At 44.6% G+C, this 14,974-nt stretch carries 17 protein-coding genes and 1 pseudogene; 8 read left to right on the top strand and 10 right to left on the bottom strand.

Annotation, left to right across the window (positions count from 1 at the left end; all coding sequences use genetic code 11):
• Positions 1-132 precede the first annotated feature (132 nt).
• On the bottom strand, positions 133-1,089 hold the full coding sequence (locus tag ACTHPG_RS15060) for a phosphotransferase family protein (RefSeq protein ID WP_440390408.1): 957 nt from the start codon (positions 1,087-1,089) through the stop codon (positions 133-135).
• Between the two features lie 96 nt (positions 1,090-1,185).
• Between ACTHPG_RS15060 and ACTHPG_RS15065 the strand changes: the two genes are divergently transcribed.
• A complete protein-coding gene (locus ACTHPG_RS15065; protein ID WP_440390409.1) occupies positions 1,186-2,349 on the top strand; it encodes an iron-containing alcohol dehydrogenase in 1,164 nt (387 codons plus the stop codon).
• 142 nt (positions 2,350-2,491) lie between these two features.
• Here the strand turns inward: ACTHPG_RS15065 and ACTHPG_RS15070 are convergent, their stop codons facing one another.
• A complete protein-coding gene (locus ACTHPG_RS15070; protein ID WP_440390410.1) occupies positions 2,492-2,914 on the bottom strand; it encodes a hypothetical protein in 423 nt (140 codons plus the stop codon).
• A gap of 622 nt (positions 2,915-3,536) precedes the next feature.
• Here ACTHPG_RS15070 and ACTHPG_RS15075 point away from each other — a divergent pair.
• Both ACTHPG_RS15075 and ACTHPG_RS15080 read left to right on the top strand, forming a co-directional pair.
• Positions 3,537-3,866 (top strand): methyl-accepting chemotaxis protein, encoded by a 330-nt coding sequence (locus ACTHPG_RS15075; protein ID WP_440390819.1) that lies wholly within the window; start codon positions 3,537-3,539, stop codon positions 3,864-3,866.
• Positions 3,833-4,243, top strand: a pseudogene (locus tag ACTHPG_RS15080) (methyl-accepting chemotaxis protein); the annotation flags it as partial. The gene ACTHPG_RS15075 and the pseudogene ACTHPG_RS15080, both read left to right, overlap by 34 nt.
• Before the next feature lie 180 nt (positions 4,244-4,423).
• On the opposite strand, the gene ACTHPG_RS15085 reads toward ACTHPG_RS15080, so the two are convergent.
• The 7 genes from ACTHPG_RS15085 to ACTHPG_RS15115 form a co-directional block, all read right to left on the bottom strand.
• A complete protein-coding gene (locus tag ACTHPG_RS15085) occupies positions 4,424-4,810 on the bottom strand; it encodes a RidA family protein (protein ID WP_440390411.1) in 387 nt (128 codons plus the stop codon).
• A gap of 19 nt (positions 4,811-4,829) precedes the next feature.
• Positions 4,830-6,206: an amidase gene (locus ACTHPG_RS15090; protein WP_440390412.1), complete on the bottom strand. Its 1,377-nt coding sequence runs from the start codon at positions 6,204-6,206 to the stop codon at positions 4,830-4,832.
• Positions 6,203-6,388: a hypothetical protein gene (locus tag ACTHPG_RS15095; protein ID WP_440390413.1), complete on the bottom strand. Its 186-nt coding sequence runs from the start codon at positions 6,386-6,388 to the stop codon at positions 6,203-6,205. The genes ACTHPG_RS15090 and ACTHPG_RS15095 overlap by 4 nt, the downstream gene beginning before the upstream one ends.
• 11 nt (positions 6,389-6,399) lie before the next feature.
• Positions 6,400-7,428 carry an ABC transporter substrate-binding protein gene (locus ACTHPG_RS15100; RefSeq protein ID WP_440390414.1) on the bottom strand — a complete coding sequence of 343 codons (1,029 nt, stop codon included), beginning with the start codon at positions 7,426-7,428 and terminating at the stop codon, positions 6,400-6,402.
• A 53-nt stretch (positions 7,429-7,481) separates the two neighbouring features.
• A complete protein-coding gene (locus ACTHPG_RS15105; RefSeq protein WP_440390415.1) occupies positions 7,482-8,354 on the bottom strand; it encodes an ABC transporter permease in 873 nt (290 codons plus the stop codon).
• Positions 8,354-9,130, bottom strand: coding sequence for an ABC transporter ATP-binding protein (locus ACTHPG_RS15110; protein ID WP_145323717.1), 777 nt, complete (start codon positions 9,128-9,130; stop codon positions 8,354-8,356). The genes ACTHPG_RS15105 and ACTHPG_RS15110 overlap by 1 nt, the downstream gene beginning before the upstream one ends.
• 255 nt (positions 9,131-9,385) lie before the next feature.
• Positions 9,386-11,038, bottom strand: coding sequence for a PucR family transcriptional regulator (locus tag ACTHPG_RS15115; protein ID WP_440390416.1), 1,653 nt, complete (start codon positions 11,036-11,038; stop codon positions 9,386-9,388).
• Between the two features lie 367 nt (positions 11,039-11,405).
• Between ACTHPG_RS15115 and ACTHPG_RS15120 the strand changes: the two genes are divergently transcribed.
• The 5 genes from ACTHPG_RS15120 to ACTHPG_RS15140 all read left to right on the top strand — a co-directional run bounded on the left by ACTHPG_RS15120 (position 11,406) and on the right by ACTHPG_RS15140 (position 14,442).
• Positions 11,406-11,882 carry a hypothetical protein gene (locus ACTHPG_RS15120; RefSeq protein ID WP_440390417.1) on the top strand — a complete coding sequence of 159 codons (477 nt, stop codon included), beginning with the start codon at positions 11,406-11,408 and terminating at the stop codon, positions 11,880-11,882.
• Between the two features lie 103 nt (positions 11,883-11,985).
• A complete protein-coding gene (locus ACTHPG_RS15125; protein WP_440390418.1) occupies positions 11,986-12,324 on the top strand; it encodes a hypothetical protein in 339 nt (112 codons plus the stop codon).
• A 125-nt stretch (positions 12,325-12,449) separates the two neighbouring features.
• Entirely contained in the window at positions 12,450-13,091 is a 642-nt protein-coding gene (locus tag ACTHPG_RS15130) for a hypothetical protein (RefSeq protein ID WP_440390419.1), read from the top strand.
• 196 nt (positions 13,092-13,287) lie between these two features.
• Positions 13,288-13,953, top strand: coding sequence for a cyanophycinase (locus ACTHPG_RS15135; protein WP_440390420.1), 666 nt, complete (start codon positions 13,288-13,290; stop codon positions 13,951-13,953).
• 63 nt (positions 13,954-14,016) lie between these two features.
• Positions 14,017-14,442: a hypothetical protein gene (locus ACTHPG_RS15140; RefSeq protein WP_440390421.1), complete on the top strand. Its 426-nt coding sequence runs from the start codon at positions 14,017-14,019 to the stop codon at positions 14,440-14,442.
• A 146-nt stretch (positions 14,443-14,588) separates the two neighbouring features.
• On the opposite strand, the gene ACTHPG_RS15145 is transcribed toward ACTHPG_RS15140, so the two are convergent.
• Positions 14,589-14,963, bottom strand: a complete 375-nt coding sequence (locus ACTHPG_RS15145) for an iron-sulfur cluster biosynthesis family protein (RefSeq protein WP_440390422.1) — start codon at positions 14,961-14,963, stop codon at positions 14,589-14,591.
• Between the last annotated feature and the right edge of the window lie 11 nt (positions 14,964-14,974).

A 14,974-nucleotide genomic window follows, 5' to 3' on the forward strand; every position in this document is an offset into this window, starting at 1 on the left:
CATGCATTTCATTCATGGAAGATGCGAAGTTTAGGCTGAATCCCGATGATTAAGCTCCTGTCATTTTGCTGGCAGGAGCTTTTTTGTGCAGAGAAACATTGAATTTGTCTACATCTAATGTGGACTGAGGGATCAGGAGAACAGAGGTTGAGTCACCATGTTCATATACTTTTTTAAGTCATCTTTTGAATGTGGGTACTGTTCCCATACCGCAAGGTTCCAACTCATATAACGGATGCCGAGATATCGGGATGCCAGGGAGAAGTACTTTTCGAATTGATGTTGTGGAATATCGCATCCGTGAGAGCTTAGCGCCTCCCGATAGATTTCAACTTGTTTCAGCTGTGTACAGCGCAGAGGGATATCAAAGAACAGGGAGCCATACCTTGCTTCCTCCCAATCGATAAAATATACATCTTCATTATTGTGTACTAATACGTTGCCAGGATTCAGATCATTATGAATTAACGTATGTGTGTGACTGTCCTTAATGAGAATTTCAAGATCATCTACGATGTTTCTTGCTACAGCTTCAATTTCCGAAATGAGCGGTGATCCGAATTCCTTAATGAATGAAGGACTTTCTATAGCGTTTTTCCACGAAGGTCTCCAACGGTTCTCCATCATTTCGATGATATGAGATCGATCCACATTAGATATCCAGGGCAGTTCTTTTTTTGATCCCATGTTCGTTCCGTGTATGTAAGCCAGTGCTCGTAATTCTTTACGCTGAAGCAGGTCCATATCCAGATGACTATAATCGGTTTGGTAGTCCACATCCTGAATGCAGATCAAGCTTCGATCTTGAGTATGAGATTCATTTGATAAACTATAGGGTACATTGGCTCCCTGAAAAAATAATCTGGACAAGGCAGAGCGTTCAATGAACGTGGCTTTCTTTGTCACGAGAGAAATATCCCTGTTCACTCCATTTACAAGGAATTCAATATGATGTCGAAGCAATTCAACGGCTTGAGATCCCGCACCGACAGGGTTACTTTTGATACTTCGAATGTGAATATCCGAGGATACATACTGATTAATAGTTTGTTTTATCAATTGTTGTAATGTGATAGACTCCATACTCATCTCGGACTCCTTCTTGTATGTATTTGTTTTTACGAATAAAGAGAACTATAATGATGGATGCACAAAATTTCAGACTTCTTTGGAGGAACATACGTAATGAGATCTTTTCAATTTTATAATCCGACCCGGCTGATTTTTGGCAAAGGGCAACTTCAAGCACTACAGACCGAAGTTCCAAAGTACGGAAAACGTATTTTGCTTGTATATGGTGGTGGAAGCATCAAACGCAGCGGGCTGTACGATCAGGTGATCAGCCAGTTGAATGAAATCGGAGCAGAGGTTACGGAACTGTCCGGTGTAGAACCGAACCCACGTCTGTCTACCGTTCACAAGGGTGTAGCATTATGTAGAACACATAACATTGATTTGGTTCTTGCGGTTGGCGGCGGCAGTGTGCTTGATTGCGCTAAAGCCATTGCAGTAGGGGCAAAATACGATGGAGACATGTGGGATGTTGTGGTGCGCGAAGCAACTCCGCAAGGCGGACTTCCACTGGGTACCATTCTGACAATGGCAGCGACAGGTTCGGAGATGAACAATGGTTCAGTGATTACGAATCAGGACACGCAGGAGAAATGGGCATGGTTCAGCGAGTATTCTTTCCCGGCGTTCTCGATTCTTGATCCGGTATACACATACAACGTACCTCTGGATCAGACCGTATACGGTATGGTGGACATGATGTCGCATGTGTTTGAACATTATTTCCATCTGGATGCAAATACCCCGGTTCAGCTTGGATTCTGTGAGACGATTCTTCGTACGGTCATCGATACGGCCCCTCGCCTGATCAAAGATCCGGAAAACTATGAACTGCGCGAAACCATCCTATACTGCGGAACAATGGCACTGAACGATGTCCTGAATATGGGTCTTGCCGGGGACTGGGCATCTCACAATATTGAACATGCCGTGTCGGCTGTCTATGACATTCCACATGGGGGAGGCCTTGCAATTCTGTTCCCGCACTGGATGAAGCATAATCTGGATGTGGATGTAGAGCGATTCAAACGTCTGGCCGTTAATGTCTTTGATATCAACCCTGCTGGAAAGTCAGACAAACAAGTGGCTGAAGAAGGCATTGAAGCGCTGCGCCATTTCTGGACTTCAATTGGTGCACCTAGCCGTCTGGCTGATTATGATATCGACGATAGCCAGATTGATGTGATGGCTGATAAAGCGATGCGATTCGGTCCGTTCGGATTCTTCAACAAATTGCAGCGTGAAGATGTAGTACAAATCTACCAAGCCGCACTGTAATTTCGAATTTCATTACATTTACGATGTATAGTTAGACACTAAACAAGGACGTTCCTGTAATACTAAGGAACGTCTTTGTTTTTATTTTACATCATTTCATGTGCGGTCCACAGTTTACTCCAGATCATATCTTGCGAGCACTTTAAGATTGTTCAACCGCTTCATCATTGCTACCAGTATACATCCGTTTCAGATACAACTTGCTTGGACGGTGCAAGAGCACGATGAGCAGGGCGAAGAGATGAATCAGGATAAACAGGTTACTTTCATTGGGAATAGCAACAAGTAGCGCCAAACTTAGAAATGTCACGGCGAGCTTGAACTTTCTCTTGGTGATGAATATAACGGCGAGCAGGCTTGGTCCAATCATAAACAACATTCTGCCCACGATTACGCCAGAGGCGTAAGCCAGATCATCTCCTTTGCGTGAGAAAGCAAGATAGGCCTCCATGTTCTGGTTAAAATCGATGAGGAACACGATAAAGGACACAATCAAGTAGATCAATTTTACACTCAATAAAATGCGCACGACATTTAAAAGTGTGGGTAAAGCTGTTTTTACCATACCACTACTCCTCTTCTACTTCGAACCTATAACCTCAGATTCTCCTGGTTGTCATCTCACTAAGGACCTTCCTGCTTAAGATACACCTTGCTGGGCTTGTGGAGCAACAGACAGAGAAACATAAAGATGTGAAATAAGACAAGGAAATTCTGAAAGAACACAATGCCAAACAATAGAGCCAGGTTCATGAACGTAATGGTTAGCTTATAGCTTCGTCTTGAGATCCATACGATGGTCAGAATCGGGGGACGATATGTATTACAGACATTAATCGATGTTAATGTCATATTTTGTATTAACCCAAAGTCTACATTTTCCAATCGTCAACACCGGCCTTGGACCTACAGTTATCTACTTCCAAAGCAGCTTCATTACCATGGCCGAGGGGAACAAACAACTGATCTCCAGCATGAACCATTCCATCGGCATCCTGAAAACAAGTACATCCGAGCTGGAAAAGTCCACTCAGCAAACCACGACCACTATTGCCGAAACAACGACAACTGCATTTAATATTTCACGAGCTATGGAGTCCCAGGCGAACGATACCGAATCCATTGTGGACAAATTCATGAATGTTGGTAACAAGATTGAGAACGTAAATGAGATGTCGCAGTCCGTTATGCTCAAGGCAGATGAAATTACGGATGCATTCAAAAATAATCATGAAGTTATTGATGCGCTCATTGCGGTGAACGGACAGAACGAGATTGAAGTTGGCAACATCTCCAAAATTACAGTGCAACTCGCTGAAAGCTCCTCGGGCATTCACCAGATCATAGGTACGATTGCCGAAATTGCGAATCAGACGAAATTACTTGCGTTGAATGCTTCCATTGAGGCTGCAAGAGCGGGTGAGAGCAAGGGCGCGGCTTCGCCGTGGTTGCTTCCGAGATTCGCAAACTGGCAGAGCAGACGACAGCGCAATCGGAGGATATCAACCGAATTGTAATGCAGACAATTAATCACGTGGAACAGAATAACCGAAGTGTTCAGGCTATTGATGAGATTGCGGAACAGCATAAGAGCAGTGTCAGCCAGACCAAGGAAACATTCAATTTTGTCACCGAGAATATGAATGAGATGATGAGCCAGGTCCAGGCCATTGCCACGGAGATCCAATCCATTGAACGCGATAAGGATGACGTCATTGGAGCTGCACAGAATCTGTCCGCTTCCGGTGAAGAAGTGTCCGCGTCTGTGGAAGAAGTCACAGCGACGATGCAGGAGCAGTCCGGTATGACAGAACATTTGGCAGATATGGTGCAGAGAATTGATGGACTGACCAAACAACTTGCCGAGGAATCATCCCGCTTCAAAATAAAGTAGCATAGCAGCCTGTGACCAGTAGTATAGCTAGTCTATGAGACACAGCTTAGAGTTTCTTCAGTTTGCACAATTAAATGAATACGAAAGAAACCCGTTTCTCATAAGAGAACCGGGTTTCTCCGACAATGTAAGCATCTGTACCTATCGTAGGGTACAGATGCTTTTTTTGTGTGTGATGAGCTACTCTCCCCGAACGGAAGGTGCATACGCCAACACTTCCATTTCAATCAAATAAGGACCTAACCCGCTGAATACAGTGATACGGGCGGGATATGGCTGGTTAATCATTCGCGCATAGACTTCGTTGTATTCGGGCTGATCCTCCACTCGGGCCAGATGAGTGGTTGCTTTCACGATATGATCGAGTGTAAGTCCGGCTTCTTGCAGGATCACCTCAATATTACGAATGCATTGCTCAGTCTGCTCCTTAATACCGCCAATAGGCTCAAGGGTCTGGGGATCGACACCGACTTGACCAGCGACGTAAACCAAATCTCCTGCGCGGACGGCATGGGAGAAAGGAAGCGGAAACTTGGGTGCCGCACTTGCATGTATGATGGTAGACATAGTCAGCTATCATTCCTCTCTAATGAGTGTGTATGTTTGTTGTTAACTGATGCCAGTGTGTTGCCTGCTGATAATGATGAGCGATGCACAACAAGCGGTCTTCTCGCATGAGTGGACCGGCAAGCTGCATGCCGATAGGTAGTCGCTTCCCTGAGGAAGTATCGAATCCGATGGGAACGGTAATGGATGGTAGACCTGTATTGGTAAATGGTCCGTTGAAAATCGGGCTGCCCGTCTTGTAGCCATAAGGGGCCACATATGGTGTTGATGGAGTCAGTAATACATCCACTTCATCGAACAGCATCATCATCTCGTTGCGGAATATGGTTCGGATGCGCTGGGCCTGCAAATAATCAACGGCACTCGTCTGGAAACCAAGCTCAAGCTGCTCACGCATCGTGTGACCGTAACGATCAGAGGCTTCTGCGAAGCGTTCTCGATGGAAGGCAGCCGCTTCCGCTCGCATAACCGTACGATGAGCAGCAATGGTCTCTTCCATATAAGAAGGCAGGTCAACTTTTTTCCATTGCACGCCCAGCTTCTCGAGTACAGCGATGGCCGACTCTACGGCTAACAAGATCGCCGGTTCATCGGTCTGGAAGAAATTGTTCGGCAGGCCGATCACCATTCCTGAAACAGGATGCTCAAGATTATTGGTTAGATCTGGCTTGCCATAAGGAAGCGTGAAGGAGTCCAGTTCATCTTGCCCCGCCATCGCTTCCAGAACGATCGCGTTATCTTGTGCGGATCGAGTGAAGGCTCCGATATGATCCAGGCTCCAACTGGCTGTGATGACACCGTTACGGCTAACCCTGCCATAAGTTGGCTTCATACAGGTTAATCCGTTGTAAGCGGCGGGTCTGAGCAGAGAACCGAAGGTCTGCGTTCCGAGTGTGAAGGAGGCCATGCCAGCCGCTACAGCAGCGGCGGAGCCTGAACTGGAACCGCCTGGGGTATGTTCTAGATTCCACGGGTTGCGTGTTGGCGGCTCTCCTCCCTGGAAGGCATATTCCGTCGTTGTTGTCTTGCCGAGCAGGATAGCGCCGGCAGCCTGCAACTTATTAATCACAGTAGCATTCGTCTCTGGTATGAAGTCAGGATAGGTACTAGATCCGGCCGAGGTGCGTATGCCAGCGGTATGGATAATGTCTTTTGCTCCATATGGAATGCCATGCAGAGGGCCGAGATATTCGCCATTCATCAGCTTGCGCTCAGACTCTCTTGCGACCTGCAAAGCCTGTTCGGCGGTAACCGTAACGAAGGCTTGCACAGCAGGCTCTACTTTTTCAATGTGGTTCAAGTACGATTTCGTAAGCTCAACAGGAGATATCGTCTTGTTTTTAATCAATGTTGCGGCTTCAGCAATCGTCAGCTCGTTCAGTGGTTTGGTAATCATCGCAGAGGCACCCTCCTATGCGGAGGATTGGGGCCAACTTCTTCGGGCAACTTGAAACCTCGAATCAGCTCCAAGTCGGCAGTAAATAAAGCAAGCTCCTCGCTCGTAATAACTCCGTTCGCGTATTTCGCACTTTCGGTATGGCGGTGTGTGAGATAGTCGTCCTGTTTCAGAGTAATCACCCTTTCTCTCTCTATTTGGTGAAGCTTGAATTGATAATGTCCTCGTAAACGAGGTCTTCTTTCAGATTGCCGATGAAGCTCTGCATACCCATTGCCGTCTCAAAGGCGGATTCATTGATGAGCCCCTCAGCAGGATACACCTTGCTGTCAATCATGCGTTGCACAGCTTGCTCCACGACTTTTTTGTCCAGATTCGGGAATTCCTTCACAGCGACTGCTTTGGCGCCTTCAGGATTGGATTGAATGTAGTCCAGGGCTTGCTCAATAGAGGTGACGAAGCGCTGAGTGAGATCAGGATTCTTTTCAATGAAACTTGCAGTTGTATTCAGCGTTGCAAAGGCGAAGTCAGGGTAATCCTTGGTGAAATCATGGACAATGTGCAGTCCCTCTGAGACGCCTTGATCCAGTTGGGGTTCGTATACGATAGCAATGTCCGCTTTGCCGGCTAATACAGCACCAAGCTCGGAGCCATTCTGAACCTCGGTGATCGTCACATCTTTATCGATGTCGATGTTATTGTCAGCGAATAGCTTCCGCAGTAAACTGTTGGAGCTTGTGGGTGCCAAACCTACAACAATGGTTTTACCTTTGAAATCAGCTGTCGAATTCACCGTCACTCCTTCTCTCGCAACCGCCCATACTGGAGCACTACCCGATAGAAGGACCAATGAGCGAGCATCCCCGCCCTTTGCATTAGCAAATGCGACATGCTCCGGACCGTGGAAGGAGAACGCAGACTCGCCTGAAATGACTGAAGACAATGCTGTTGGTCCACTTCCGGCAGCACGGATGGAGGACAGTTCAATGCGATTCTCCTCTAGGAATCCTTGGTTATTCGCTACATAGAGCGGGAGGTAGAGCAGGTTGTGATACACCTCGGACACCATGATTTTATCCACCTTCGCAGCATCTTGCCCCTCATTACTGGATGTACCTCCGCCACTCGCAGGTGTTGTGGCGTTGCTTCCGCATGCACTGAGCAGAGTGGTCAATAGCATCGTCATCGTTGCCAGAATAGCTATCTTTTTGAATGTACGCATAAGTCACCAGGCCCCTTTAATGGTTGTAGTTAAGTTGGTCGTTGTGGGTCAGCTTAGACAGATGTGGTTTTGCTGCTGGTTTTGTTGTCATTCCATGGAAGAAGACGAGATTCGATATAACCGACACAGGTGTAGAGGAGCATCGCGACCAGCATCAGCATGAACACGCCAACCCATACGGCCGGAAGGTTGAATAGGTTGCCCTCGACGAATACCATGTGTCCGAGTCCCTTGTCAGAAGAGATGAATTCTCCGCCTACAACAGACACCAGTGCCAAACCGATATTGATTCGGAAGGCTGAGATAATCCATGGCAGAGAGGAAGGAACGATAATTTTGCGGAAAATTTGTGATTTCTTCGCACCGAAGGATTTCATGAGATTAATCTGGGATTCGTCGATCTGATGAGTCGCTTGGTAAGCGGATAATAGCGCCACGATAAACGTTGCGACAGAGGCGAGAGCAATCTTGGAGAAGATGCCTGAACCGAACCAGATGATAATCATGGGAGCGAGAGCAATCTTCGGAATACCGTTCATTGCTACGATGAATGGATCGAGCACACGGGCAACGGACTTGGAATACCACATGAGCAGTCCTGCCAATGAGCCGATTAAGCTTCCGGCTACGAAGCCGATAACGGTGGCATTCACCGTTGCAAAAGCGTCTGTCAACAGCTGCCCTGAGCTGGCCATGGTAATGGCTGCATCCATAATGGCGCTTGGTGATCCCATGAGGAATCCGTTAACGAGCTTCAATCGAACGGCGGATTCCCAGATCACCAGGATGACTGCAACAATAATGAATCGCCACAGCATCGTGATCAGCCATTCTTTGGAGAAGGTGGACTGTCTACGTTTACTCTTGTTCTTCGTAACGCCAGCAGACTGCCCGGCAAGGGCGATTTTAGGTGATGTGCTCTTCATTAGCTGATCCTCCCCATTTGGATATCAAGCTCTGCCCAGATCGATTCAAAATACTGTTTGAACTTCTGGTCGGAGCGGGCTTTCAGTGCTGAACCGTATTGCGAGGCGAGACCGATGTCATACACCTGTTTTACGGTCGTTGGTCTTTTGCTCATGACAGCAATGCGATCGGAGATGGCGATGGCTTCCTCAATGTCATGTGTGATAAGTACGCCTGTCTTGCCCTCGGATTTCAGGATGGACAAGATTTCATCTTCCAGAATGAGTCTGGTCTGATAATCAAGTGCGGAGAAAGGTTCATCCAATAATATAATATCGGGCTGGGTAACGAGGGTACGTATGAGGGCTACACGTTGGCGCATACCGCCTGACAATGTGGAGGGATAGGCTTCTGCGAATGAAGCCAGGCCATAACGATCCAGATAATCCATGGCAATATCGCCGCGATCCTTTTTGGACATGCCCTTCACTTCCAAGCCTAACGTGACATTATCCAGGATGCTTCTCCAAGGGAGCAGCAGATCCTTCTGCATCATATAGCCGACATGCCCGGTGGTCTGATCGATCTCTTCGCCACAGACGATAACCTTGCCATTCGTTGGTTTAAGCAGACCTGCGATAATATTGAAGATCGTACTCTTGCCACATCCGCTCGGTCCCACGATACTGAAGAACTCCTGCTTCTTGATTTGCATCGAAACTTCAGCCAAGACCTGAATATCTTCTCCGGTTGCACTGACAAATGATTTGGATACGCCTTGTATTTGGATAGCCATGATAGGTAGCCCCTTTCCTACAGCCTGATGTTTGTTTATTTCTTGATGTGGATTTTGATGTTAATTAATATAACATTGTTGAATATATCCCTAATCATATAGACTGATTGTCGAATTGTCATTAGTTAAACTGAACATAAAAATAGAATTAAATCAGTTAAAATGTACAAACGAAGATGACTTGGGAAAAGAAAAACAAAAGAACGTGTCATTATATATGACACGTTCTCCGTTTAAGACGTATGATCAGCTTCGCTAGGGGCGATTAACATTCAGCAGCGATTCCAGAGCAAAGGCGAGACGGAAGCGTAGACTCTCCATCGGATCCTTAATGTTTCTGCCGGTCAGTTTCTCGCATTTCTCCAGTCTGTAGATCACTGTATTGCGATGTACAAATAGCTCCTTGGCTGTATCGACGATCTGGCAATGATTCTCATAGAAGGAGGACAAAGTTTTCATCAGTTCGCTGCGTTCGTTTGGATCTCGGCCATCGAAGGGTTTAAAGGTTTCATGGTGGAATTGCATCATCTCATCGTAAGGAATCATGCGCAGCAGGCGACTTATATCCATGGTTTGATAAGAATGAGCGAAGCGGGTCTTTCGCATCTGATAGCCGGATTGGAGCGCCTTGACTGCTTCCTTATAGGAGAGTCCGATATCCAATACATTCGTGTAGGGATTGCCTATTCCGAAGGATAAGCTGAGCTGCGACTCCGTATACAGACTGCTTGCGATCCGCTCAAGCTGTTGAATAACGGTGTGTTCTTCCCATGACGATTCGTTCAAAAAGACGAGTATACCGAACTGGTCGTTCTTGGTGAACATGACGAAGGAGAGATCCAGTCTGGCGAACTCCTGCTTAATCAACTCGTAATTGGCGTCTCGTTCCGAGATGAATCGTTCTTCGGAGGGAGCAGCGTTCTGCTTAGGTATACCCGCTAAGGATTCATCCTTTTTGGCAATGATGAGAACAGAGCTCCCTTTGGCTTGCAGCCCATATTTCTTGCCGCGGTGAAGTGCTTCTTGTTCCGAACGAATGAAGCCCTGAATGAGATCGGAGAAATATTCATTTTTGTACCGGCGGGAGCGCTCCTTGACGGCTTGCTTCTTGGTTAATTCCAGCCCGATAACATTGACGGCTTGCTCCAGTGCCAGAGTGGAGAGTCTAGAACTTGCAGAACTGTCATATCTTGCGATCAAATAGCCCTCGTGCCGATCCGTGAAGATGGGATGAAGCTCGGCATGTCGATATTTATCAGTAGTAAGCAGGCAGAGCGAGATTGCGGTATGGAAGGGAGGATGCTCATCTATAAAAGTCAGTAAGGGCCCTGCGAGAGAAAGGTCATCTATCTGTTGTGCATAATGGGAGCTTGCCGTAATCTGCTTCTTCGAACCAAGCAGAAGCACAGGTGAAGATAACAACTGAGACAATGTATCTACGATGTTTGGTATACCTTTTCCCTGCATAATCATCGTTGAAAATTGATTGTGAATAGATAAGGCGTAGTGGAGCTCATGGGTTTTGTTCTGAAGGATGGCGCTGATTGATTGTTGGAATATTTCGCCAAGTGTATTATCGATCTCCGACAGTTCGATGATCGGCAAGCCCAGCCTGTCGGCTGTCTCAAACAGTTGCGGAGATAATTCAAGAGAGAAGCGCTGTGTCTTGACCGCAAGCGCTGCACAACCAATTGCATGCATGTCGGTAATGAATCCAAGATGAGCATCGGGGCGGTCTTTCAGAATATAGCCGTTCGTCAGCAGCATATCTCCGGGTTTCAGGAATTGTACAATATCTGGGGCATCCATAATATTAATCGATTGCACCAAACGATCCAATCCGCGATGTCCGGCAATCACTTTTGCTTTGGATAGAATGGGGATAGTCAATAACTGTTGCAGATCCATCTTTAACCCACTCGCTTTCATTATCGTATGTTATAAAATCTAACATTAAGTGAGGTGGGCGTAAAGAAGAGTTTGGATAAAGAGGCTAAAAGAGATCGGATTTTTAAGCGGATTGTACAAAGTGCTGAGGTGGATTAGGTGTGTTTCTATTAAAATGCATGAGGTAAAGTTACATAAGATAAGGAGGATCAACAGCTGCCTGATTCGGTGATCATCGGATGCTGTCGATAGTCTTCGGAAATTCAATGCAAACAAATTTCTCATAAATATAAAAACTTTCCAATAATTCAATGCGTTATACTAAATAGATATAAAGAAAATTTGATCACTATTACCAACTCTATCACTAAAAAGGAGTTCTCGATCCATGACGGGGAAAAGAATAGTATCGCTTTTACTTGCTGGTGTTATTACTGGTTCTATTTTAGTTGCATCGACTACGACTGCAGAAAGAGTCGTAGCCCAAACTCCGATGGAAGCCGCAACTGAGTACTTTGATGCTTACATTGCTAAGGATGTAGAGGGGATGATGTTCTATGCTAAAGATACAAATTATTTGGATGAGAAGAGTCGTGAAGAAGGATATGTAAAGGACTTGAAGACCAATCCAACTACAGGGTATGAAATTGTGGAAAGCAAACAAATCAATACGGATGAAGTTCAACTTTATGTCGTTCAAAAGTATGCAGGACAAGACTATAAACAGTCACCGCCACTCCCATATAAAATTTTCAAAAGCGGAAATGGATGGAAGGTTTTAGTAGAGCCACTAGAAATCAATACATGGACAGGTGAAGTCACGAAAGGTACACCGATTCACGCTATGCAGTATACAGATCATTAGTTGTTGTATCTGTCTTCTACTAGAACATAGGCCCACTTGAACTAGAAGGCAATGGATATAAGAATGCATACTATAGAAAAGATTGAGGAGTGAGTGACATCCAATGAAAAAATTATTGGTTAGTACGGCATCGATAATGACTGTTTCGGCAGTGACTGCTTTAAGTATTTATGCGAGTAATTTTTATGATGATGCTACAGCGGATAACCCAAACTATTCAGATTTTGGTCCATCAGTAAAATTATCAGCAGAGGAAATAAATAGTGCTTTAGAAAATGTCAGTGGCATAACGACTTCTTTTGGAACATTTGAAAGGGTAACCGAGAAAGACCCCTACATTACCGAGAAGGAAACGGTTGATAACTTGGATCATTTAACGGCCGATACCAAACAGATTTTTTCTCACGGTAATTATTTTGTGAAAAGCAAATCAGAGGAATAAATTTGTCATAAAAGGAAGCTAGGAAAGGCGGTGTAAAAATGCCAGCTACTTGGACATTTAGTGCAAGCAAAAAGAGACATTCTCCCTTATAAGAAAATAATCTTATACTAGGAGATGTTCAGACAATGAAAATTTCAGACCGACTATTAAGACAATATTTAGATCATGTCTATTGGATATGTGGAGGCCCTTGCGGCGGAAAAAGCACGATGACAAAGTTACTTTCTTCAAAATGGAATATGAATTATTATTCTTCAGATGACCACACGTTCGATTATCAAAAAAAGGCTAATCCGCAGGATCATCCCGCAATATTACGACATTTTATTGATTGGGAATGGTTCTTTTTAGGTCGTGGGAATGACAGAAGTCACTGGTTAAATTCCGTGTTTGATGAAAGCGTAGAGTTTATCATCTTGGATTTGTTACAGATGGGGAAAGAGAAGCCGATCGTAGTAGATACTTTTATGGAACCTGCTTATCTAAGGGAGATTGTGGATCCCAACCGAGTTGTTTATATGTTTGCAGAAGATGACCTCATTCGAGCAGATTATTTGGATCGAGATCATTTGAGAGGCATGGAAGATTTGTTTCCTGGTTTATCAGATCCACAACGTGCACGGGACGAAACATTAAGCACAGTGGTTAGAGCATCGAATCATTATCTGCAACAAGCAGAGCAGTATCAATTAAAATGGTTTATGAGAACATCTCAGTCCAATAAAGAGCAGATGTTATTGGAAGTTGAAAGGCATTTCGGCTTCTAATGATACTGAAGTGTTAATGATATCAGTCAATAAACCTCAGAAAGTAGTCGATCAACCTGATCGGCTGCTTTTGTTCAGCTAAGGGGCAGCTTCGTGAAAACATACTTCGCACACTATGATTCTAGATTATTGTAATATAATGTATTTTAGTCAAAGAATGGATAAAATTAAATGATACATATGGAGGTAATTAAGTTTGAGTATTCACTGCTATTTCAGTTGGTTTAATGATTTTTTTCCAGAGAAGCTGGTCAAATGGTTGCATGAGGATATAACAGACAGAAAATCACTTGTGATGATTAGTGCTGACCCGTCTGGTTACACAGATGAGCAAATTAACTTTGATGATGTTACTGAATGGACTTGGTTGAAACAGGCTAATGTTATTTTTGATGAAAATCATTTCATTGACTACCGCATGCAGAAGCAAGATGCCCGGCGATTCGTTCAGAATGCTTCTGTCATTCTTTTATGCGGTGGATATCCTGTTCTGCAAAACGAGCTTTTGGCGGAATATGAATTATTGGATGTTATCAAAAGTAGCAATGCCATTATCATGGGTGCCAGCGCCGGCGCGTTAAACATGGCAGCAAAATGGTTAAGCTTGAATGACATTGATGAAGTGGAAACAAGTACTATTTATGAAGGAATTGGCTTTGATCATTTTGCCTACGAATCTCATTCTCAACGCGACTACGCCACGTTTCTTCAAGGCTACCTGTTCCCCTTGTCTGAAGAAATTGATGTATATGCGCCAGAACAGGAGAGCGCTATACGTGTAAAAGACGGAAAAATAGAAACCTTGGGTCCTATATACTTAATTTCCCGCTCAAAGATTCAGAAATTGGTTAAGACGCTCTAATTGAGCAACCCTTTCCATACATCATTCGTTAGAGTATGCGAGAGGTGATATGAAATTAATAAAATGAGTAGTAGTGTCTTAATGTTGGTGTTAATAGTATCCATAATATTTACAGGGTGTTCATCAAAAGTAAAAAATGAAGATACGATTACTGAACGTGTAGAAACATCTGATTTTGTTCTCGAAGTCACAACGACAACTGTTACAGGTACTGGTGACACAATTAAAGTAAAAGGAACTTTGAAATATACAGGTAGTAAACCCGTTGAAGTTACCCATGGAAGACCAATCATTCGTTTTTTCTTTTCCGGTAGTGACGAGGAACGCAGTTATACGGATGTGGGGTATTATACTGAGTTTAAGTCAGGTCAAGTGATTGAGGTAGAAGATAAATTCATGGTAACCAAAAAAGGGAAACAAAATCTCTATGTGGATATGACCGCGGATATCGCATTAACCATGGAGCCGATTGAAATTCTTGTGAAGTAATCTGAGTAATATTTTAACTGATAGAAAGACTTAGCTAAAGTGAAATGTTTACGAGAATAGTGCCCCTTTTTCAATTGATAAAAAAACCTCCCGTCCCGCAGAACATCCGGGATTGGGAGGTTTTGATTATAGTGCTAATTCAACGTTTATCGTACAAACCATCCGGTAGGCTGAGGGGCAATATCAGCGGTATCTCGTAGATCATGGACTTTGACATTACTGCCGTAGATCATGGAATCACTGCTCAGTCGGAACGAAGGGAAGCTGTGCTCAGATTGCAGACGCAGACAGGGTTCGAAGTATATCTGTTGCTGTTTGTTGATGACAAATGGAAGCGAACCGGCTTCTATGATAACATCATCGCTATCGGGTTCGTTTAAGATCAGAAGCACCGCAATTCCGTCACAACCGCATCCATCGGTATCATAAAACAATTTGAAATAGCCTGGTCGATCTCCCAGCTTTTCAGTAAGTCTTGCTTCTGCCAGCGGACTGACTTGAATGATCATGACGTCGTTCACACTCCTCTAAT

It is taken from the genome of Paenibacillus sp. SAF-068 (assembly GCF_051967555.1).
In the GTDB taxonomy this organism is placed as follows: domain Bacteria; phylum Bacillota; class Bacilli; order Paenibacillales; family Paenibacillaceae; genus Paenibacillus.